This window comes from Pseudomonas sp. CROZ-RG-20F-R04-15, assembly GCF_022662375.1.
Taxonomy (GTDB): Bacteria; Pseudomonadota; Gammaproteobacteria; order Pseudomonadales; family Pseudomonadaceae; genus Aquipseudomonas.
This window is the reverse complement of the sequence record NZ_JAKNQL010000012.1, coordinates 166,036-186,696: the sequence shown is the minus strand read 5'-3', so window position 1 is coordinate 186,696 and position 20,661 is coordinate 166,036. Positions and strand designations below refer to the sequence as shown.

General features: G+C 60.1%; 17 protein-coding genes. 8 read left to right on the top strand and 9 right to left on the bottom strand.

The annotated features are described in order from the left end of the window. Nucleotides 1-77: 77 nt before the first annotated feature. On the top strand, nt 78-1,508 hold the full coding sequence (sbcB, locus tag L8H52_RS19145; RefSeq protein WP_242208157.1) for an exodeoxyribonuclease I: 1,431 nt from the start codon (nt 78-80) through the stop codon (nt 1,506-1,508). Nucleotides 1,509-1,605: 97 nt separating this feature from the next. Here the strand turns inward: sbcB and mvaT are convergent, their stop codons facing one another. Then, complete coding sequence (gene mvaT / locus L8H52_RS19140) at nt 1,606-1,983, bottom strand: histone-like nucleoid-structuring protein MvaT (protein ID WP_007933316.1); 378 nt, start codon at nt 1,981-1,983, stop codon at nt 1,606-1,608. A gap of 337 nt (nt 1,984-2,320) precedes the next feature. Between mvaT and purU the strand changes: the two genes are divergently transcribed. Further along, complete coding sequence (purU, locus tag L8H52_RS19135; protein ID WP_011335666.1) at nt 2,321-3,169, top strand: formyltetrahydrofolate deformylase; 849 nt, start codon at nt 2,321-2,323, stop codon at nt 3,167-3,169. An 83-nt stretch (nt 3,170-3,252) separates the two neighbouring features. Beyond that, on the top strand, nt 3,253-3,429 hold the full coding sequence (locus tag L8H52_RS19130; protein ID WP_242208158.1) for a hypothetical protein: 177 nt from the start codon (nt 3,253-3,255) through the stop codon (nt 3,427-3,429). Here the strand turns inward: L8H52_RS19130 and L8H52_RS19125 are convergent. The 4 genes from L8H52_RS19125 to L8H52_RS19110 all read right to left on the bottom strand — a co-directional run bounded on the left by L8H52_RS19125 (nt 3,413) and on the right by L8H52_RS19110 (nt 8,476). After that, nucleotides 3,413-4,411, bottom strand: a complete 999-nt coding sequence (locus L8H52_RS19125) for a lysylphosphatidylglycerol synthase transmembrane domain-containing protein (protein ID WP_242208159.1) — start codon at nt 4,409-4,411, stop codon at nt 3,413-3,415. The two genes, L8H52_RS19130 and L8H52_RS19125, sit on opposite strands and share 17 nt — an antisense overlap. After that, nucleotides 4,408-5,184, bottom strand: coding sequence for a DUF2334 domain-containing protein (locus tag L8H52_RS19120; RefSeq protein ID WP_242208160.1), 777 nt, complete (start codon nt 5,182-5,184; stop codon nt 4,408-4,410). Before L8H52_RS19120 ends, L8H52_RS19125 begins: the two co-directional genes overlap by 4 nt. Further along, nucleotides 5,177-6,289, bottom strand: coding sequence for a glycosyltransferase family 1 protein (locus L8H52_RS19115; RefSeq protein ID WP_242208272.1), 1,113 nt, complete (start codon nt 6,287-6,289; stop codon nt 5,177-5,179). The genes L8H52_RS19120 and L8H52_RS19115 overlap by 8 nt, the downstream gene beginning before the upstream one ends. Before the next feature lie 297 nt (nt 6,290-6,586). Beyond that, complete coding sequence (locus L8H52_RS19110; RefSeq protein WP_242208161.1) at nt 6,587-8,476, bottom strand: methyl-accepting chemotaxis protein; 1,890 nt, start codon at nt 8,474-8,476, stop codon at nt 6,587-6,589. A 188-nt stretch (nt 8,477-8,664) separates the two neighbouring features. Here L8H52_RS19110 and L8H52_RS19105 point away from each other — a divergent pair, with 188 nt between their 5' ends. Beyond that, nucleotides 8,665-10,152, top strand: coding sequence for a helicase HerA-like domain-containing protein (locus tag L8H52_RS19105; RefSeq protein WP_242208162.1), 1,488 nt, complete (start codon nt 8,665-8,667; stop codon nt 10,150-10,152). Nucleotides 10,153-10,276: 124 nt separating this feature from the next. Here L8H52_RS19105 and L8H52_RS19100 read toward each other — a convergent pair whose 3' ends face one another. Continuing rightward, entirely contained in the window at nt 10,277-10,732 is a 456-nt protein-coding gene (locus L8H52_RS19100; RefSeq protein WP_077574296.1) for a DciA family protein, read from the bottom strand. Between the two features lie 308 nt (nt 10,733-11,040). Here L8H52_RS19100 and secA point away from each other — a divergent pair, with 308 nt between their 5' ends. The 4 genes from secA (at nt 11,041) to L8H52_RS19080 (ending at nt 16,847) form a co-directional block, all read left to right on the top strand. Further along, nucleotides 11,041-13,776: a preprotein translocase subunit SecA gene (secA, locus tag L8H52_RS19095; protein ID WP_242208163.1), complete on the top strand. Its 2,736-nt coding sequence runs from the start codon at nt 11,041-11,043 to the stop codon at nt 13,774-13,776. 122 nt (nt 13,777-13,898) lie between these two features. Beyond that, nucleotides 13,899-15,116, top strand: a complete 1,218-nt coding sequence (gene argJ / locus L8H52_RS19090; RefSeq protein WP_242208164.1) for a bifunctional glutamate N-acetyltransferase/amino-acid acetyltransferase ArgJ — start codon at nt 13,899-13,901, stop codon at nt 15,114-15,116. A gap of 154 nt (nt 15,117-15,270) precedes the next feature. Beyond that, nucleotides 15,271-15,903, top strand: coding sequence for a glutathione S-transferase family protein (locus L8H52_RS19085; RefSeq protein ID WP_242208165.1), 633 nt, complete (start codon nt 15,271-15,273; stop codon nt 15,901-15,903). Further along, nucleotides 15,900-16,847: a Nudix family hydrolase gene (locus L8H52_RS19080; protein ID WP_242208166.1), complete on the top strand. Its 948-nt coding sequence runs from the start codon at nt 15,900-15,902 to the stop codon at nt 16,845-16,847. The genes L8H52_RS19085 and L8H52_RS19080 overlap by 4 nt, the downstream gene beginning before the upstream one ends. A gap of 113 nt (nt 16,848-16,960) precedes the next feature. Here L8H52_RS19080 and L8H52_RS19075 read toward each other — a convergent pair whose 3' ends face one another. Genes L8H52_RS19075 through L8H52_RS19065 form a run of 3 tightly spaced genes read right to left on the bottom strand, consistent with a single transcriptional unit; the run spans nt 16,961 to nt 20,548 of the window. Next, nucleotides 16,961-17,545 (bottom strand): cob(I)yrinic acid a,c-diamide adenosyltransferase, encoded by a 585-nt coding sequence (locus L8H52_RS19075; protein ID WP_242208167.1) that lies wholly within the window; start codon nt 17,543-17,545, stop codon nt 16,961-16,963. A 3-nt stretch (nt 17,546-17,548) separates the two neighbouring features. Then, a complete protein-coding gene (locus L8H52_RS19070; RefSeq protein WP_242208168.1) occupies nt 17,549-19,585 on the bottom strand; it encodes a HAMP domain-containing sensor histidine kinase in 2,037 nt (678 codons plus the stop codon). Nucleotides 19,586-19,630: 45 nt separating this feature from the next. Then, nucleotides 19,631-20,548 (bottom strand): putative 2-dehydropantoate 2-reductase, encoded by a 918-nt coding sequence (locus L8H52_RS19065; protein ID WP_242208169.1) that lies wholly within the window; start codon nt 20,546-20,548, stop codon nt 19,631-19,633. Nucleotides 20,549-20,661 lie beyond the last annotated feature (113 nt).

Sequence of the window (20,661 nt, the reverse complement as noted above, 5' to 3'; positions counted from 1 at the left end):
TGTTTGAATGTTTCAAGGCTGGCCGCGACGGCGGTCGAGCGCCTAGACTTCGCCGATCTTCAGTTCAGGAACCGCCCGTGACTTCAATCTTCTGGTACGACTACGAAACCACTGGCATCAATCCGCGCAACGACCGCCCGTTGCAGGTGGCCGGGATTCGCACCGACCATGCGCTCAATGAAATCGACGAGCCGGTGAATCTCTACTGTCAGCCCAGCGAAGACATCCTGCCGCATCCGGCAGCTTGCGCGATTACCGGCATTACTCCAAGCCAGCTCGCCGAAAAGGGCTTGAGCGAGGCGGATTTCATGACCCGGGTTCACGCTCAGCTGGCCGCCCCCGGCACCTGCGGCGCGGGTTACAACACCCTGCGTTTCGACGACGAGATGACCCGTTACAGCCTGTATCGCAACTTCTTCGACCCTTACGCCCGGGAGTGGCAGGGCGGCAACAGTCGCTGGGATCTGATCGATGTGGTGCGCGCTGCCTATGCATTGCGTCCTGACGGTCTGGTCTGGCCGACCGATGACGAAGGCCGGGTGACGCTCAAGCTCGAACGCCTCACAGCGGCGAACAATATCGATCATGGCCACGCCCACGAAGCCTTGTCAGACGTGCGCGCCACCATTGCGCTGGCGCGGTTGATTCGCGAAAAACAGCCGAAACTGTATGACTGGCTGTTTCAGTTGCGCAGCAAGCAGAAAGTCATGGACCAGATTCGCCTGTTGCAGCCCCTGGTGCATATTTCCGGGCGTTTCTCGGCGGCGCGCAGTTATGTCGGCGTGGTGCTGCCACTGGCATGGCACCCGAAAAACCGCAATGCGCTGATCGTCTGTGACCTGCACCTCGACCCGCAGGGTTTGCTGGATCTCGACGCGCAGACCCTGCGCCAGCGTTTGTACACGCGTCGTGATGATTTGCTGGAAGGCGAGTTGCCGGTACCGCTCAAGCTGATTCACATCAACCGTTGCCCGGTGGTGGCGCCGCTTGCAGTTTTGCGTGAGCAGGATCAGCAGCGTCTGGGTCTGGACATGGCGCTGTATCAGCAGCGAGCACTGCGGCTAACTGACGCACAACAAGTCTGGAAAGATAAAGTTGCGACAATTTATGCCAGTGAAGATTTCACGCCGAGCGAGGATCCCGAACAACAGTTGTACGACGGATTTATCGGCGACCGCGACCGGCGCCTATGTGAGCAAGTCAGGAGCGCCGACCCGGCACAACTAGCGCAAGAGCAATGGCCTTTCGATGACGAACGTTTGCCAGAATTACTCTTTCGATATCGCGCACGTAACTTTCCCGAGACGTTGAATTTCGAAGAGCAAGAGCGCTGGAGAATATTTTGTCAGCAGCGTTTGTCCACGCCTGAGTTCGGCGCACCGAATACCTTGAAATCTTTTACCGAGGCGGCCGAGCAATGGTCGATTAATGCCACGCCGATGCAGAGTGAGGTGCTCAATGAATGGCAGAATTATGTCCAGGCATTGCGCAAACGTTTGAATCTTTGAAATCGAACATGACCGGGCTTAAATGCCGGGCATAAAAAAACGCCAGCATTCGCTGGCGTTTGTTTTTTCGCGGATCGCTCTGCGAAGGCGTTGCGGCTTAGCCCAGCAGGGTAGCCCAGCCTTCCACCACGTCACCGCCCCACTTGGCTTTCCACTCTTTCAGAGTTTTGTGGTTGCCACCTTTGGTTTCGATGACTTCGCCGTTGTGCGGGTTTTTGTATTGTTTAACTTTGCGGGCACGCTTGGTACCGGTAGTTTTTACTGCGCCGCCGCGTGGTGCTTTGGTTTTCGACTCTGGGTCCAGCAGCGCGATGATGTCACGCAGGGACTTGGAGTATTCGCCCATCAGGGTGCGCAGTTTGCCTTCGAATTCCAGCTCGGTTTGCAGTTTGTCGTCTTGGGACAGGTTCTTCAAACGGGCTTGCAGCTCTTTGATAGCTTCTTCGGTGGCGCGGTATTCGTTGATCAAGGACATGATTACTACCTTAGTAGAGTGCGGGATGGCAGGGGGACAGTGCCGCAATAATAGTCAGGCTGTTTCATCAAGTAAACATTTAACCGGGGTTTTTATTTAAATTAGTTACGAGAAACTGCGTTCTATTGAATATTCAGTTAAATAGTGTGATCCAGTCATCACAGATATTCACAGTTGTCTGATCAAGCGATGCCGCAGGATCAGCGCCAGGTTGACGGTTACTCCATCAAGCACCTGTAGCGCCGGGCCTGTCGTGCAACCGTGTTGATCAATACTGCAGTTTTCCCCCGCAGCCGCTAGAATGGCGGCCTTTGCGAAGTTCTGGAGTTTCCCCCTCATGCGCACTTTTCGGCTGGTGATTTCTTGCCCGGACCGCGTTGGCATTGTTGCCAAAGTCAGTAATTTTCTGGCAGCCCACAACGGCTGGATCACCGAAGCGAGCCACCACTCGGACAATCAAGTGGGCTGGTTCTTCATGCGTCACGAAATTCGTGCCGATTCGCTGCCTTTCGGTATCGAAGTGTTGCGCGAGAAGTTTGCGCCGATCGCCGAAGAGTTTTCGATGGACTGGCGCATCACCGACACCGAGCAGAAAAAGCGCGTTGTGCTGATGGCCAGCCGCGAATCCCACTGCCTCGCTGACTTGCTGCACCGCTGGCACAGCGACGAGCTGGACTGCGAAATTTCCTGCGTGATTTCCAACCACGACGACCTGCGCAGCATGGTCGAATGGCACGGCATTCCTTATTACCACGTCCCGGTCAATCCACAGGACAAGCAACCGGCCTTCGACGAAGTGTCGCGTCTGGTCAAACAGCACGATGCTGAAGTGGTGGTGCTGGCGCGCTACATGCAAATCCTGCCGCCGGACATGTGCCGTGAATACGCACACAAAGTCATCAATATTCACCACAGCTTCCTGCCGTCGTTCGTCGGCGCCAAGCCGTATCACCAGGCTTCCATGCGTGGCGTGAAGCTGATCGGCGCAACCTGCCACTACGTGACCGAAGAGCTGGACGCCGGCCCGATCATCGAGCAGGACGTGGTCCGCGTCAGCCACAGTGACAGCATCGAAGACATGGTGCGTTTCGGCCGTGACGTCGAGAAGATGGTGCTGGCTCGTGGCCTGCGCTACCACCTCGAAGACCGCGTGCTGGTGCATGGCAACAAGACTGTGGTGTTCTGATTCAAACTACGCAGGCTTGAAAAAACCAGGGCCTGGGCGTTCAATCGCTCAGGCCTTTTTTATTCAAGTCCGAGGAAAAGTTCATGAGCGATCCACTGGACAAAGCCACATCCAAAGCCCCAGAAACCCTCGGTGAAGGTTGCCTGAGCCGTTATGACCCGGAGGACATGAGCCCGGAAGATGGCACTGAGTTTCCCGGCGCCGCCGAGTTGTGGGAACAACTCAAAGAGGATCGGGACGAACCTAAGAAGCCTGCCTGACATTCATCAGTTTCTTCAGCAACGGTCGCCCGAGCATCAATAGAAACACCGGGCCACCCACCAATAGATAGAAATAGTAAGTCACCACCCGCCAGATCAGAATCGCCGCCGCTGCGGTGGATTTCCCGATCATCGGCGCCAACAGTGCCGCCGATGTCAGTTCCGCCGCCCCCGCGCCACCCGGCAGCAGACTGAATTGCCCGGCACCCAGTGACAGCATCTGCACCAGAAAACTCCAGGCCCACTGCAAGTCTGCGCCCAGACCGCGTACCGCCAGATACAACACGCTGTAGCGCAGCAGCCAATGCACGCATGTCAGGGCGAAAACCTTGACCAGTGTCTGCCAGGGCAACTTCAGCGTGTCGGTAAAAGCCGCGAGAAAGTGCAGCAACTTGCGCGCCCAGCGCCGCCGGGTGCTGACCTTGACGCTGGCCCTTGCCAACAGGCGCCCACTCAGTCGAATCAATGAGCGGTGGTAGCGCGCGACCAGCACGCAACTGAACAGACCGCCAAACAACGACACGGCGCTGACGGTCAGCAGCCACTCCAGTCGATCGCTCAGATGCTGAAACAGCGCATAAATCAGAATCCCGCTCAGGGCGCAGAGAAAGAACAGCAAGTCGCTCAGCTGATCCATGGCAAACACCGCGCTGCCCCGCGCCGGGCGCACACCTGATCGGGCCAGCAGGGCCATGATTGTCAGCGGCCCGCCACTGCCACCGGGTGTCGCGCAGTAGGCGAATTCGGCGGCCATGACCACGCCCAGACTTTTCAGCGGCGTGACGCGGTCACGTTGATCGCCGAGCAACAAACGCAAACGCAGGGTATTGATGCCCCAGCACAGCAGGATCATGCCGAACATCACCAGTAAACATTGCAACGGGAAGCTTTGCAGGCGCACCCAGGTTTCGCTGCCACCGAGCACAACCGGAATCAGCACGGCCGCGAGCAGGCCGATCAATAGCAGGATGCATCGACTCATGCGGCGCGTTCCAATAGACCGCGCTGTTGAGCGAGCCAGTGCATTTTGGTCATCGGTACGCGTCCTTCCGCCAGCAATCGTTCAAGGGTGTGCAACCAGTAATCACGGGAGAAACGATGGCGCATGTCCACCGGATGCAAGCCTAGCCGAATCACCGGCGCCTGGCGCCAGCGCTGCTCGCGCTGTTCACTGACTATTTTTGACAAGCCACGGCGCCAGGCGCTGCGGGCACTCCAGACCAGACCGGGGGCGTCGATGGCGGTGAAGTCCGGTAAGCGATAAAGATGCTTTGGATCGCTGGTGTAGCTCAGTGGAAGCTCGCGCAGGGCTTGCCGGGTGCCGTCGCTCATCAGCCACGCCGGAGCGACGAAGCCGTGCAATGGCCAGTCGCAGCGCTGAAACAACTCGATGCCAGCGCGCAGGCGGGCGAGGGCAGTTTCATGGGGCAAACCGTAGAACTCGCCTTCATGGGTGTAGATCCGGCGCATGAACCAGTCACGCGGGGTCGTCGGGCCGGGCTCCTGGTCGTCATGAAAATAGCCGTGCAGAGCCAGTTCATCGCCACGGGCGATGCGCTCATCGAGCATTCGCCGAAACGTCGGGTGAGACTGCAGGGCGTTGCGTCGATGGAAGTCCGGCACCACCAGCCAAGTCATCGGCACATGGCCCATTGCGTCGACGGCCTCGACAAACGGCTGGTAATCCGCCCATGTCGAGGGCGCCACATCGTGCAGCACCAGCAACACGGCAGGGTGATTCACCGACTCAGCCATTGGCCACCCGTGGCAGTGCGTGGCCGAGGACGGCGTGATAGTGACTGAGCAGGCTGTCGACCACCGTATCCCAGGCGTAATGTTGCTCAACATGCCTGCGCGCCTGTTGGCCGAGTCTCACGCAACCACGACTGAACAGCTCGCGCACGGCATTGGCCATCGCCTGCGGGTTGTTCGGCGCACAGAGCAGGCCGCAGGACTCCGTGACGATTTCTTCAAAGGCCCCCGCCGCCACGGCGACAACGGGAATGCCGCAGGCCATGGCCTCAAGAATCACCAGTCCGAAGGTTTCCTGATCGCCGGCATGCACCAGCGCATCGGCACTGGCCATCAACTGCGCGACTCGCGCGGCCGGACAGAATTCATCGATCACACTGACGTTATCCGGCACCACGGCGGGCATCGATGAGCCGACCAGCAGCAGGTGATAACGCGGGCCGAGGCGTTTCATGCACTTGAGCAGCACTGGCAGGTTTTTTTCTTTCGAGCCGCGTCCAGCGAAAATCAGCAGGCGTGTGTCTTCGGCGATGCCCAGTTCAGCACGCAGATTGCGGTCGTGGGCATCGGGGTGAAAGGTTTGCAGGTCCACGCCCAAGGGCTGCACGAAGACATTGCGCACGCCCAGTCCGCTGAGTTTGTCAGCCATCACCTGGCTTGGCGCCAGGACTCGGTCGAAGTTGCCGTAGAGCCGGGTGACATACGCCTCGATATTCGGCGTAACCCAATGGCCCATACGATTGCCGACCAGCAGCGGCAGGTCCGAATGATAAAAACCGATCACCGGCACATCCAGTTGTCGCCGCGCATCCAGCGCGGCCCAGGCTGTCAGGTAAGGGTCGCCGACTTCGATCAGATCGGGCTGCAAATTCTGCAGGACATTTCGCCAAGGCGCGAGGCGCAGCGGGAAGCGATAACCTTTGCCGAAGGGCAGGGCGGGGGCGGGGACCGTGTAAACGCCGTCGTGCTCACCGAAGTGCGCGCCGGGAATCAGCAGGCTGTGACGAATGCCGGGTTTGACTCCCAGCCGGCGATGTTTGGCATCCAGATAAGTGCGCACGCCACCGCTGGCCGGGGCGTAGAACATGGTGATGTCGGCGATATGCACGGTGATCAAGCCTCCGCTGCGTGGTTCTCCCTTGGTTGACCTTTATCAGGAATAGATGTTCGGTCGGGATTGCGCGGTGGGGCTGAAGAGCTTCAGAGCGGAAGAGCCCCTCACCCTAACCCTCCCGAAACGTCGGACCGCCCGTAGGGAGAGGGGACTGACCGAGGTGTCTGGGCTTGATTCATCGACCTGAACGTCTTCAGTCGAACTCAGGTTTTGAACAGCATGAAGATCGGCTCCCTTTTCCCCTCGCCCCCCTGGGGGAGAGGGCTGGGGTGAGGGGGTAGGCTTTTGATCTTAAATCCGGAAACTACCCACAAGCTGTTTCAGACGCGAAGCCTGCTGCTCCAGATCCGAACACGCCCGCAGCGTCGCCTGCAAGTTCTCCACACCTTCCTGGTTCAGCGTATTGATCTCGGTGATGTCGACGTTGATCGACTCCACAACAGCGGTCTGCTCCTCCGTCGCCGTGGCCACCGACTGGTTCATCCCGTCGATCTCGCCAATGCGCTGCGTTACGCTGTTCAAGCGCTCCCCGGCCAGGTTGGCAATTTCGACACTGTCCTGACTGTGGCGCTGGCTGTCGCTCATGGTGCTCACCGATTCACGGGCGCCGACCTGCAGCTCCTCGATCATGGTTTGCACTTGCTGCGCCGACTCCTGGGTGCGGTGCGCCAGGTTGCGCACTTCATCCGCCACCACGGCGAAACCACGGCCGGCCTCACCGGCACGTGCCGCTTCAATCGCGGCGTTGAGCGCCAGCAGGTTGGTCTGCTGGGAAATGCTGGTGATCACCTCAAGAATCTGGCCGATGTTCACGGTCTTGCTGTTCAGCGACTCGATGTTGCTGCTCGATGCGCTGAGCATGCTCGACAGTTGATTCATCGCTTTAATGCTGCGATCCACCACTTGCTGGCCGTCTTCAGCCAGACCACGCGCATCGCTGGCCTGATTCGAGGCCTGTGCGGCGTTGCGGGCGATTTCCTGCGCGGTGGCGCCGAGCTGATTGATCGCGGCGGCAACGCTGCTGGTGCGCGAGGCTTGTTGATCGGAGTTGTACATCGACGAGTTCGACGCAGCGACCACCCGCAGGGCGACTTCGTTGACTTGCCCGGTGGCCGACGACACTTCGCGGATCGAGCCGTGAATACGCTCGACGAAGCGGTTGAATGCGGTGCCCAGCACGCCGAATTCATCGTTGTTAACGATGGTCAGGCGTTTGGTCAGGTCGCCTTCGCCGTCGGCAATGTCTTCCATGGCGCGAGTCATGACGTGCAGCGGCTGGATCAGAATGCGGATCAGCATGCCGAGCAGCGCGAGGATGATCGCGACCGCGATGACTGTGGCGATGACCGCCGAAGTGCGGAACTGGCTGAGCATCGCAAAGGCCTTGTCCTTGTCCACCGACAGACCGATGTACCAGTTCACCGACGGCAGGCCTTTGATCGGCGCGAAGGTGACGATGCGGGTCTTGCCGTCGACGGTGACTTCGCTGAAGTCGCTGCTGATGCGCGGGGTGTCCTGCGGATAGGCTTCTTTCAGGGATTTCATCACCAGAGCCTTGTCCGGGTGGACGAGGATCTTGCCGTCGGCGCTGACCAGGAACACATAACCCATGCCGTCGAAATCCCGAGCGGCGAGGGTGTCGACCAGCGATTGCAGACTCAGGTCACCGCCCACCACACCGACGCTCTGGCCGGCCTTTTTCGACGCGGTGGCGATGGAGATGATCAACTGGCCGGTGGCGGCGTCGATGTACGGTTCGGTCAGGGTCGAGGTGCTGCTGCTCTCGGCACCTTTATACCAAGGGCGCACGCGCGGATCGAAACCGTCCGGCATCTTCGTGTCCGGGCGGATGGTGAAGTGCCCGGTGGCATCGCCCAGATAGGTGGCCATGAACGTCGAGGTCAGGGTTTTCTGTTCCAGCAGGCTCGCGACGTTGGCAGGTTCGGGATTGATGGCAATGTTCTGGGCAGCGTTCTCGACCAGCAGAATACGGCCGCTAAGCCAGGTCTGAATATTGCCGGCGGTGACTTCGCCCATCTCGTTGAGATAGTTGTTCAGGTCATCGCGGATCGCATTGCGCTGTAGCCAGTCGTTGTACAAGGTAAACGAGGCGAAGGCAGCGATGACGATGAGGGCGGCGGCAAGCAAAATTTTATGGCTGAAGCGCAGATTTTTGTTCATGGCTTGGGGTTCCGCTAAGGTCTTAATGTCCAGGGCGTGCTTTTATAGAGGCGCGCGAAATGGGCAACGGTGAAAACAAGCTGATATTTCCGTCTCTCCTTAGGGAAATGTCCGGCCTGACTTGTGGTCGGGCTCTCACCTTTGTGTATCGGCCATGCGCAATCAAAGATTAACCATTGGGTGACAAAATGCCTGACTCATCGCAACTCGTAATCGGCGCCGACCTCGCGGGGCAACAGATTGCTCAGGCCATGCGCCTGGCGAACCGCCACGGGCTGGTTGCCGGCGCTACCGGTACTGGTAAAACCGTCACCTTGCAGCGTCTGGCCGAGGCGTTCAGCGACGCTGGCGTGGCGGTATTTGCCGCTGACATCAAGGGCGATCTGTGCGGCCTCGGTGCGGCCGGCAACCCGCAGGGCAAAGTAGCCGAGCGCATTGCCGGGATGCCGTGGCTCAACTACAAAGCGCAGGCTTATCCGGTGACACTGTGGGATATCCACGGCGAGTCCGGTCATCCGCTGCGCACCACGTTGAGCGAAATGGGGCCGCTGCTGATCGGCAGTCTGCTGGAGCTGACCGACAGCCAGCAGTCAGCGCTCTACGCAGCGTTCAAGGTCGCCGATCGCGAAGGCCTGTTGCTGCTGGACTTGAAGGATCTGAAAGCGCTGCTCAATCACCTCAAGGAAAACCCGCAGCTATTGGGCGAAGACGCGGCGTTGATGACCACCGGTTCCAGTCAGGCGTTGTTGCGCCGCCTGGCGACGCTGGAACAGCAGGGCGCCGAAGCCTTGTTTGGCGAACCGGCACTGCAACTCGAAGACATTCTGCAACCGGCGGCGGATGGCCGTGGGCGCATCCATTTACTCGACGCCAGCCGACTGGTGCACGAGGCGCCGAAGGTCTACGCAACGTTCCTGTTGTGGCTGCTGGCTGAACTGTTCGAGCAATTGCCCGAGCGCGGCGATGCCGATAAACCGCTGCTGGCGCTGTTTTTCGATGAGGCGCATTTACTCTTTGGCGATACGCCCAAGGCCTTGCAGGAGCGGCTGGAGCAAGTAGTACGCTTGATTCGATCCAAAGGTGTGGGCGTGTATTTCGTCACCCAGTCGCCGGCGGACTTGCCCGATGACGTGCTGGCGCAGCTTGGCCTGCGCATTCAGCATGGCTTGCGCGCCTTTACCGCCAAAGAGCAGAAATCCCTGCGCGCGGTAGCGGACGGCTTCCGGCCGAATCCGGCATTTGACAGCCTGTCGGTGCTGACCGAGTTGGGGATTGGTGAGGCGCTGGTCGGCACGCTGACCGAGAAAGGCACGCCGGAAATGGTTCAGCGCGTACTAGTGGCGCCACCGCAATCGCGAATCGGGCCGCTAACCGAGACCGAACGAACCGTGCTGATTGCCGGATCGCCGTTCAAGGGCCGCTATGACAAGCCGATCGATCGTGAGTCGGCGTATGAAATTCTCATGGGACGTAAAGGCCTGGCGCCTGAAGCCGAGGCACCCGCCGGCAAGCCTGCGGTTGAAGAACCAAGCCTCGCCGACAGGGCTGGGGAGTTCCTGGGTACCGCCGCGGGTCAGGCGCTGAAGTCGGCGATGCGTCAGGCCGCCAATAACCTCGGCAAGCAATTGGTGCGCGGTTTGATGGGCTCATTGCTCGGTGGCAGCAAACGCCGTTAAAACCTGTGGGAGCGAGCTTGCTCGCGAAGGCGGCCTGTCATTCAACATAGATGTCGTCTGACACGGCCTCTTCGCGAGCAAGCTCGCTCCCACATTGGTATTGCATGAAGATTCAGAATAGAAGTCAGGACTTGTCTTTGGCGTGTGCCGCTAAACGTTCCAGCGCCGCGCGCAAACCCGGATCAGTGATCCCGTCCGCCGTGGCCTGAATCGTCGCCGCAGCTTCCGTGGACAAATCCATCGTGTGCCCGGCTGCCCCGCGTTGAACCGTCGGCGGCTGCACTTTGAACAGAATCCGCGTCAAACTGGCGAACTCGTCGAACATCTGCAATTGCCGCTGCAGGCGTTTTTGCTGGTAGCGCAGGCGTGTGGCCCAGTGACCATCGGTGACGATCAGCAGCAAACTGCCTTCGCGCCACGAGGCGACATGGCAGTGTTCGCGGGCGGCAGGTTGCAGTTGGCTTTCGAGCAGGCGCTGCAAATGACCCAGTCGTTGGGCATGGCCGAGGATGGCTTTGAGCGGCTTGGCTTCGCGCAGGAGAACGGCGGGTGCTCTGGCCGTAAGAGGGCGAAATGCCATGATCGAACACCTGAAGTAACAGAAACGCCATGGTAGCAGAAAGGCCGAAATCACTCGCCCATTGCTTTTGCCCCCGCTTTACCCATTAAATCAACGACTAACTTCTGCCTTGTATGACTTGAAGTTGAGCAAAACGCCCCTATTTTAAGTGAGCCCCGTCAAAGCGCAGTGCCAGCATCGTGGAACATCGCCACTTTCCTCACTTACGTTTCCGGGTAGAATGCTCGTTCGCATGCGGCCATGAGGGCTGCACGGGCGACGCTCACGGGGCCGCCCTCCATCCCTTTAGTGTGGAAGATCCTGCCGATATGTTTGCGCCTTTGTTAAAGAAACTTTTTGGAAGCAAGAACGAGCGTGAAGTCAAACGCATGCTCAAGACGGTGCAGCTCGTCAATGCCTTCGAAGAGCAAATGGTGGCCCTTTCGGACGATCAATTGCGCGCCAAGACCGATGAGTTCAAGGCCCGCATCGCCAAAGGGGAAACCCTCGACAAGCTGTTGCCAGAAGCCTTTGCGGTCGCCCGCGAAGCCGGCAAGCGCATCATGGGTATGCGCCACTTCGACGTGCAACTCGTCGGTGGCATGACCTTGCACGAAGGCAAGATCGCCGAAATGCGCACCGGTGAGGGTAAAACCCTCGTGGCAACCCTGGGCGTTTACCTCAACGCACTGTCCGGCAAGGGCGTGCACGTTGTGACGGTGAACGACTACCTGGCCCGCCGCGACGCCAACTGGATGCGTCCGCTGTATGAATTCCTCGGCCTGACCGTCGGCGTCGTGACGCCGTTCCAGCCGCCGGAAGAGAAACGTCTGGCCTACGCCGCCGACATCACCTACGGCACCAACAACGAATTCGGTTTCGACTACCTGCGCGACAACATGGCGTTCAGCATGGAAGAAAAATTCCAGCGCGAACTCAACTTTGCCGTGATCGACGAAGTCGACTCCATTCTCATCGACGAAGCGCGCACCCCGCTGATCATCTCCGGTCAGGCCGAGGACAGCTCCAAGCTGTACATGGAGATCAATAAACTGATCCCGCAGATGGAACTGCACGTTGAAGAAGTTGAAGGCGAAGTCACCAAGGCTGGTCACTACACCGTTGACGAGAAGACCCGTCAGGTCGAACTCAACGAAGCCGGTCACCAGTTCATCGAAGACATGCTTACCCGCGTCGGCCTGCTGGCTGAAGGCGAGAGCCTGTATTCGGCGCATAACCTGGGCCTGCTGACCCACGTATATGCCGGTCTGCGTGCGCACAAGCTGTTCAACCGCAACATCGAATACATCGTGCAGGACGGTCAGGTCGTACTGGTCGACGAACACACCGGCCGGACCATGCCGGGTCGCCGCCTGTCCGAAGGCCTGCACCAGGCCATCGAAGCCAAGGAAGGTCTGAACATTCAGGCCGAGAGCCAGACCCTGGCCTCTACCACGTTCCAGAACTACTTCCGTCTTTACACCAAGCTGTCCGGCATGACCGGTACCGCTGACACCGAAGCGTTCGAATTCCACCAGATCTATGGTCTGGAAGTCATGGTCATTCCGCCGAACAAACCGTTGGCGCGTAAAGACTTCAACGACCTGGTGTTCCTCACCGCCGAAGAGAAATACGCGGCGATCGTTACGGACATCAAGGAAAGCATGGCGGCCGGTCGTCCGGTGCTGGTGGGTACTGCCACCATCGAAACTTCCGAGCACATGTCCGCATTGCTGGTGAAGGAAGGCATCGAGCACAAGGTTCTCAACGCCAAGTTCCACGAAAAAGAAGCCGAGATCATTGCGCAGGCCGGTCGCCCGGGCGCACTGACAATCGCCACCAACATGGCCGGTCGTGGTACCGACATCCTGTTGGGCGGTAACTGGGAGGTTGAAGTCGCCTCGCTGGAAGACCCGACCCCTGAGCAGATCGCTCAGATCAAGGCCGACTGGCAGAAGCGTCACCAGCAAGTGCTGGAATCGGGCGGTTTGCAGGTGATCGCTTCTGAGCGTCACGAATCGCGTCGTATCGACAACCAGTTACGTGGCCGTGCCGGCCGTCAGGGTGACGCTGGTTCCAGCCGCTTCTACCTGTCGCTGGAAGACAGCCTGATGCGCATTTTTGCCTCTGACCGGGTGAAGAACTTCATGAAAGCCCTGGGCATGCAGCCGGGCGAAGCGATCGAGCACCGCATGGTGACCAACGCGATCGAGAAGGCACAGCGCAAGGTTGAAGGCCGTAACTTCGATATTCGCAAGCAACTGCTCGAGTTCGACGACGTCAACAACGAACAGCGTAAAGTGATCTATCACATGCGTAACACGTTGCTGGCCGCTGACAACATCGGTGAGACCATCGCCGACTTCCGTCAGGACGTGCTCAACGCCACCGTCAGCGCGCACATTCCGCCGCAGTCGCTGCCAGAGCAGTGGGACGTGGCCGGTCTGGAAGCTACGATTGCCAGCGACTTCGGCGTGACACTGCCGATCCAGCAGTGGCTCGACGAAGACGATCACCTGTACGAAGAAACCCTGCGCGAGAAGCTCATGACCGAGCTGATGGCGGCGTACAACGAGAAAGAAGACCAGGCCGGTGCCGACGCACTGCGCTCGTTCGAGAAGCAAATCGTACTGCGCGTGCTGGATGACCTGTGGAAAGACCACCTGTCGACCATGGATCACCTGCGTCACGGCATCCACCTGCGTGGCTACGCCCAGAAGAATCCGAAGCAGGAATACAAGCGCGAGTCGTTCACGCTGTTCTCCGAGCTGCTCGATTCGATCAAGCGCGACTCGATCCGTGTGCTGTCGCACGTTCAGGTGCGTCGCGAAGATCCGGAAGCCGAAGAGCAACGTCTGCGTCAGGAAGCCGAAGCACTGGCCGCCCGCATGCAGTTCGAACACGCCGAAGCGCCAGGTCTGGAGCAACCGGAAGTACTGGGTGAAGAGGTCGATGTAGCCCTCGCCACCGCGCCGGTGCGCAACGAGCAGAAGCTGGGCCGCAACGAGCTGTGCTACTGCGGTTCGGGCAAGAAATTCAAGCATTGCCACGGGCAGATCCAGTAAAACCCGTTTCAATCGCTGAAATACCCGCGCCGCGACCGGCTCCTGCCGTCGCGGCGTTTTGCCATTTAAACCACCGTCACTGCGCGTGGCGGTGCTGACATCATTGAGTAAGGAGCGCATTCATGGCTGTTGGTCTTGGTCCTTTGCCAACGTTGCACCCGGTTGCCGGTTTTGAACTCGGTATCGCCTCGGCCGGCATCAAGCGCCCCGGGCGCAAGGATGTCGTTGTGATGCGCTGCGCCGAAGGTTCGACCGTGGCCGGTGTGTTCACGTTGAACGCCTTTTGTGCCGCGCCGGTAATCCTGGCGAAGAAGCGCGTGCAGAACGCTGTGCGTTACCTGCTGACCAACACCGGTAACGCCAATGCCGGCACCGGCGAGCCAGGCCTGGCCGCCGCTGAGCGCACCACCGCCAGACTGGCCGAGCTGACCGGCGTTGCTGCCGAGCAGATCCTGCCGTACTCCACCGGTGTGATTGGCGAGCCACTGCCGGTCGAGAAGATCGAAGGCGCGCTGCAAGCCGCACTCGATGACCTGTCGGAAAACAACTGGGAAGCTGCCGCCACCGGCATCATGACCACCGACACCCTGCCGAAGGGCGCCAGCCGCCAGTTCGCGCATGACGGCGTGACCATCACCGTCACCGGCATCAGCAAAGGCGCGGGCATGATCCGCCCGAACATGGCGACCATGCTCGGTTACATCGCCACTGACGCCAAAGTCTCCCGCGAAGTGCTGCACAACTTGATGCTCGACGGTGCCAACAAGTCGTTCAACCGCATCACCATCGACGGCGACACCTCGACCAACGACTGCTGCATGCTGATTGCCACCGGTAAGGCTGCACTGCCGGAAATCACCCGCGCCGAAGGCGAGTTGTTCGCCAAGTTGAAGCAAGCGGTGTTCGAAGTGTGCATGGACGTGGCCCAGGCCATCGTGCGTGACGGCGAAGGCGCAACCAAGTTCGTCACTGTTGAAGTGAATGGCGGCGGCAACCATCAGGAATGCCTCGACGTCGGCTACACCGTGGCGCACTCGCCGCTGATCAAAACCGCGCTGTTCGCCTCCGACCCGAACTGGGGCCGCATCCTGGCTGCTGTCGGCCGTGCCGGCGTGCCGAATCTGGACGTGAGCAAGATCGACGTATTCCTCGGCGACGTGTGCATTGCCAGCCGTGGCGCCCGTGCGGCGACCTACACTGAAGCCCAAGGCTCGGCGGTGATGCAGCAGGAAGAGATCACTATCCGCATCGAACTGGGTCGCGGCGATTGCAGCGAAACCATCTGGACCACTGACCTTTCGCATGAATATGTGAAGATCAACGCCGAATACCGCACCTGATCCAAGACCGGGTCGCTTCTTTCGCGAGCAGGCTCGCTCCCACAGGGGATTTGTGACAACACGATCCAATGTGGGAGCGAGCCTGCTCGCGAAGGCGGCAGCTCAAAGAATGCAAGTCTCCAGGTTTCTCCACTGACGAAAAGGCGCCACACCCATGTCCCTGCACCTGATCATCGGCGACAAACTGCTTTCCTCCTGGTCCCTGCGTGCCGCACTGGCCGTTGAGCTGACCGGCGCACCCTACAGCGAAGAGCTGATCAAACTCGGTAAGCCCGACACCCGCGAACTGCTGCTCAAGCACTCGCCGACCGCCAAGGTGCCGCTGCTGCAAACCTCGCGCGGGACCATCGCTGACTCATTAGCCATCGCCGAATACCTCGCCGAGCAGTTCCCGTCCGAGCAACTCTGGCCGAGCGATATTTACGCCCGCGCCCAGGCCCGATCCGCTTGCGCACAAATGCACAGCGGCTTCTTCGCCATGCGCAATCACATGCCCTTCAACCTCAACCATGACGCACCGCTGAACCCGGTGCCGCCAGAAGTGAAGGTCGACATCGAGCGCATGCTCGCGCTGTGGGCCGAATGCCGCGCCGCCGCGACCGAGAGCGGGCCGTACCTGTTCGGTCGGGTAAGTCTGGCCGATGCCTTCTTCGCACCGATTGCCGTGCGTCTGCGCACTTACCAGGTGCAGTTGCCGGCCGCCGACGAAGCCTATGTTGAAACCGTCTACCAATGGCCCGCCTTCAAAGCGTGGCAAAAGGCTGGACTGGAGGAGTTGAATCCGTGAAACGTGTACACGTCGCCGCTGCGGTCATTCGTGACGACAGTGGCAAAATCCTCATCGCCCGCCGCGCCGACACCCAGCATCAGGGTGGTCTGTGGGAGTTTCCCGGCGGCAAGGTCGAGGCCGACGAGTCGGTCGAAAGCGCACTGGCCCGTGAGCTGCAAGAAGAGTTGGGCATCGTCGTTGGCTCAGCCCGGCCGCTGATCAAAGTGCGTCACGATTATCCCGACAAACAGGTGTTGCTGGATGTCTGGGAAGTCTCGGCCTTCACTGGCGAGCCGCACGGTGCCGAAGGGCAGCCGTTGGCCTGGGTCACGGCGAAGGAACTGGTGAGCTACGAGTTCCCGGCCGCCAACCAGCCGATCGTTGCGGCGGCGCGTTTGCCGGCGGAGTACCTGATTACCCCTGAGGATCTGGAAACCCCGGCTCTACTGCGCGGTATCCAGAAGGCGATTGCCGGTGGGATCAAACTGATCCAGTTGCGCGCGCCGAACGGCTATGACCCCAAGTATCGCGATCTGGCTGTCGATGCGGCCGGGCTGTGCGCGGGCAAGGCGCAGTTGATGATCAAAGGGCCGTTCGAGTGGCTCGGCGATTTCCCGTCTGCCGGTTGGCACATCACCGCTGCTCAGCTGCGCAAATACGCGGCGGCGGGGCGGCCGTTACCGGCGGAGCGCTGGTTGGCGGCGTCGTGCCACAACGCTGAAGAACTGGCGCTGGCGGAACAGATGGGCGTGGATTTTGTGACCCTGTCGCCGGTGCAGCCGACCTTGACGCACCCGGATGCGCAGCCGCTTGGCTGGGAACAGGCTGGGGCGTTGATTGAAAGCTTCAGCAAACCGGTGTTTCTGTTGGGCGGGGTTGGTCCGGCGGAGTGCGAAAAAGCCTGGAAGTGCGGGGCTCAAGGTGTGGCGGGGATCCGCGCGTTCTGGCCTGATTCTCTGTAAAGGCTGCTGACCTCTTCGCGAGCAGGCTCGCTCCCACAGTTGATCGGATTTCTTCAGTTGGAATGCAATCAAATGTGGGAGCGAGCCTGCTCGCGAAGGCGATCTGTCAGGCGCTAGATTTCTGCAGGCTTTGCCGCCGGCTGCCAGAGAATCTCCGCAATCCCCTGCCGCCGCGCAATCAACCGCGCCGCGACAAACAACAAATCCGACAACCGATTGATATACGCCAGCCCAACCCCGGCCAACGGTTCCAGCGCATTCAAATGCTGACAACGCCGCTCGGCACTTCTCGCGAGGCTGCGGCACACATGCGCCTGCGCAATCAGCATCGACCCGCCCGGAAGAATGAAATTCTCCAGCGGCCCCAGTTCTTCATTCCACACATCGATCGCCGCTTCCAGCCGTTCGATTTCCGCCGCGTTCAACGCCTGATACTCCGGCATCGCCAACTCGCCACCCAAATCAAACAAGCGATGCTGACAAGGCGCCAACACCTCGATCAGTTCATTCAGTCCCGGATAGGTCTCGCGTTCGGCTATCAGCCCGGCCAGCAACACGCCGACCTGACTGTTCAGCGTATCGACCTCGCCAATGGCCTCGATGCGGGGGTGATCCTTGGGCACACGGCGGCCATCGCCCAGGCCGGTTTCGCCTTTGTCACCGGTGCGGGTGTAGATTTTCGACAGGCGAAAGCCCATGGTTTACCTCGATAATTGATTGGTTTCGGCAGCGATGGGCAGCGGTTGCGTCAACGGCAGGCGCAAGGTGAAACAGGTGCCTTGGCCCGGTGCTGACTGCACCTCCATCTGTCCTTTGTGATTGTTGGTGATGATGAAGTACGACACCGACAAGCCAAGCCCGGTGCCCTGGCCGATTTCCTTGGTGGTGAAGAACGGCTCGAAGGTGCGTTTGCGCACGCTCTCGCTCATGCCGATGCCGTTGTCCTCGACCTGAATTTCAGCCCACGGCGGATTGAGCCTGGTGCGCAGGATGATCCGGCCCGGCTCGCTATCGCCTTCACGCTGGTGAATGGCTTGGGCGGCATTTTTTAACAGGTTGAGCAGTACTTGCTCGAGTTCGTTGGCGGTGCCCGGCACCGGCCCTAGCGCCGGGTCGAACTGGCGAATAATCGCCTGGCCCTTGAAGTCGAAGCCGATGGCCAGATCGAAGTCGTTGCCGGCGATGTCCACGGCTTGGTCGATCAGTGCCGGTAAGTCGCACGGCGCCATTTGTCGGGTGCTGCGACGGCTGAAGCTGAGCATGTGCGTGACGATTTTCGCCGCGCGGGCGCCGGCCTGTTGGATGCCGTCGAGCAGTTGCGGCACTTCGCGGCCCTGCAGGTAGCGGTTCACCGTGTCCAGTTCGATGCCCAGTTGCTCGGCGGTTTCGAGGTTCTTCGGCAGATCGGCGGACAGGCGTCGCCGGATATTCTGCACGTTGTGCAGGATCGCCCCTAACGGGTTGTTGATTTCATGAGCCATGCCGGCGGCAAGGCCACCGACCGAAAGCATTTTTTCCGACTGCACCATCATTTCTTCCAGCGACAGTCGTTGGGTGATGTCGTCGATGCGGATTACCACGCCGCGCCCGGCACCGCCCATCAATGGATAGAAGGTCAGCGCGTAATGCTTCGGTTCTTCATCCTTGAACCACGTTACTCGCTCGATTTTCGCCACCGTGTGTTGTTCGACGGTCTGCTTGAGTTGCGGCAGGAATGGCTTGAGCGGTTCGAAGGCGAGGAAAATCGGCTGGTTCAGCGCTTCGTCCAGCCGCGTGCCGGAAAGGGCGCTGGCCTCCTGGTTCCATTGGGTGACGTAAAGTTGCTCGTCGAGGGCGATCAGCGCCGAGGGCATCGAGTCGATGATGCTGTTGAGGTAGTTCTGGAAACCGGTGAGCTTCTTTTCGATCTTGCTGCGCACCTGTACTTCCAGTTCCAGTTTGCGGTTGGTGTGGCGGGTTTCCTCGGCCAGACCCTGCGCCTGATCGTAAGCGGCTTGCGAGTCGTCGCGGGCACGCTTGAGTTGCTGCTCGCGGGCTTCGATGCGCGACAGCATGGTGTTGAACGCCTCGGCGAGACTGCCGATTTCGTCGTGATTGCCGCGCGAGGCACGCAGTGCGTAGTTTTCTTCCCGGGTCACCTGACGCGACAGCTCTTCCAGTTGATGGATCGGCCGGGTAATCAGGCGTTTGATCTGCCGGGCAATCACCAGCCACAGCAACACACTGAAAATCAGAATGCCGAGGCTAGCAGTCAACGTGCCGGTGTAGAACGCCATTGGCAGCTCGCTGCTGGCGACCAGCAACAGATGGCCCGGCGCCGTGCCGGGGCGGGGCAGGGTGATCAACTGGTTACTGCGAAATTCGGTCAGTTGCCAGGCTTCGATATGCCGATAGCGTTCCGGCAGGTTGAGTTTGTCGCCGCGCTGGACTTGCGCCAGGCGTTCACCCTTGCCGTCATACAACGCGGCGGCGCGCAGTGGTGAATAACTGTCGAGTTCTTTCAGCAGGCGCTCGGCGCTTTGCGGTGACTGCAGGGCTTCGCTGACCAGACTCGGGTTGGAAATCAGCCGGCCGATGGTCTGCAAGGCCTGCGGTGCCATGCTTTCCTGAGAGATGTAATAGGCGGCGCTGATAAAGGTCAGGTTGGCGACCAGCAGAACAGTGGTCAACAGCACCAGCAGGGCGGCCAGCAGTTTCTGGCCGACCGGCAGGTTTTCGAGACGCTGGCGCAATGGCATCAGGTTTATCGCAGCAAAGGAACAAGTGGCCAGCGTAGCCGCTGCTCAGTCGCTGGGCAATCCGAGGCTGTGCAGATGCGTGATCAGTCGTTGCTGCAATTGCTTGAGGTGCGGCAGGTTCAGCTGATGGCGCGCGGCGACTTTGCAGGCGTGGCCCAATAGATAGCTGATTTCCGTGCGGCGTTGATTGGCGACGTCCTGATACATCGATGAGTAATTGGCGGCGGTAGCATGGATGACCCTTTGGACTTCCTGTTGCAGGTTTTCTGCTGCAGCCGGTTGGCCGCAGCGCTCCAGCAGTTCGGCCAGCTCGTCGCACAGCGTGGCGACTTCGCAGTGATGTTCCTGCAATCCGCCGTTGCGGCAGTTGTGCAGCACGGTCAGCGGATTGATCGCACAGTTGAGCGCGAGTTTTCGCCATAACCGGGTGAGGATATCGGTGCTCCACTCGTGGGGGATTTTCGCGGCGTCGAGATCATCCAGCCAGATCGGCGCGACCGGATGCCCGGCATCGCCCAGCCAGGTAAAACCGTGACCGGCGAACACCACACGCCAGTCGCCATCGCGGAAGGCACCCTCGGTACTCGAAGCGCTGATGCAGCGTGCCAGCGGCACACGGTTGGCGACGGCGTCCTGACTGCCGAGGCCGTTTTGCAGGAGGATCAGTTCGGCGTCCGCAGTCAGCCGTGGGGCGAGGCGGGCGACGGCGCTTTCGGCGTCGTAGGCCTTGCACGCCACCAGCAAACGGCGGATCGGCTCAGGGCTGTCGGGCGTTTCGCCGGAAACCGCATAGCTGCTCGCCACACCTTGCTCCACCAGCGTCAAGCCGCCCGCAGCCTGATAGCTTTGCAAGCGTTCGGCATCACGCACGATCAGTCTGACCGGCAGGCCGGCGCGAGCCAGACGTGTGGCCCACAGTGTGCCGAGACTGCCGGCGCCGAGAACATGCCAGGGGGTGGACATCAGTTTTTTGCTCGATTGCGTACAGGCATGTGCGGCTCGCCGTGTCGGTGGGAAAAGACCCGTTATAATGAGCCCGATTTTAACCGCAAGCCAAGCGCGCTCCATCCACATCG

Coding starts and splice junctions, on each gene's coding strand:
- mvaT (WP_007933316.1), bottom strand. CDS start 1,983: ATGTCCTTGATCAACGAATACCGCGCCACCGAAGAAGCTATCAAAGAG.
- purU (WP_011335666.1), top strand. CDS start 2,321: ATGCGCACTTTTCGGCTGGTGATTTCTTGCCCGGACCGCGTTGGCATT.
- L8H52_RS19130 (WP_242208158.1), top strand. CDS start 3,253: ATGAGCGATCCACTGGACAAAGCCACATCCAAAGCCCCAGAAACCCTC.
- L8H52_RS19125 (WP_242208159.1), bottom strand. CDS start 4,411: ATGAGTCGATGCATCCTGCTATTGATCGGCCTGCTCGCGGCCGTGCTG.
- L8H52_RS19120 (WP_242208160.1), bottom strand. CDS start 5,184: ATGGCTGAGTCGGTGAATCACCCTGCCGTGTTGCTGGTGCTGCACGAT.
- L8H52_RS19110 (WP_242208161.1), bottom strand. CDS start 8,476: ATGAACAAAAATCTGCGCTTCAGCCATAAAATTTTGCTTGCCGCCGCC.
- L8H52_RS19105 (WP_242208162.1), top strand. CDS start 8,665: ATGCCTGACTCATCGCAACTCGTAATCGGCGCCGACCTCGCGGGGCAA.
- L8H52_RS19100 (WP_077574296.1), bottom strand. CDS start 10,732: ATGGCATTTCGCCCTCTTACGGCCAGAGCACCCGCCGTTCTCCTGCGC.
- secA (WP_242208163.1), top strand. CDS start 11,041: ATGTTTGCGCCTTTGTTAAAGAAACTTTTTGGAAGCAAGAACGAGCGT.
- argJ (WP_242208164.1), top strand. CDS start 13,899: ATGGCTGTTGGTCTTGGTCCTTTGCCAACGTTGCACCCGGTTGCCGGT.
- L8H52_RS19085 (WP_242208165.1), top strand. CDS start 15,271: ATGTCCCTGCACCTGATCATCGGCGACAAACTGCTTTCCTCCTGGTCC.
- L8H52_RS19075 (WP_242208167.1), bottom strand. CDS start 17,545: ATGGGCTTTCGCCTGTCGAAAATCTACACCCGCACCGGTGACAAAGGC.
- L8H52_RS19070 (WP_242208168.1), bottom strand. CDS start 19,585: ATGCCATTGCGCCAGCGTCTCGAAAACCTGCCGGTCGGCCAGAAACTG.
- L8H52_RS19065 (WP_242208169.1), bottom strand. CDS start 20,548: ATGTCCACCCCCTGGCATGTTCTCGGCGCCGGCAGTCTCGGCACACTG.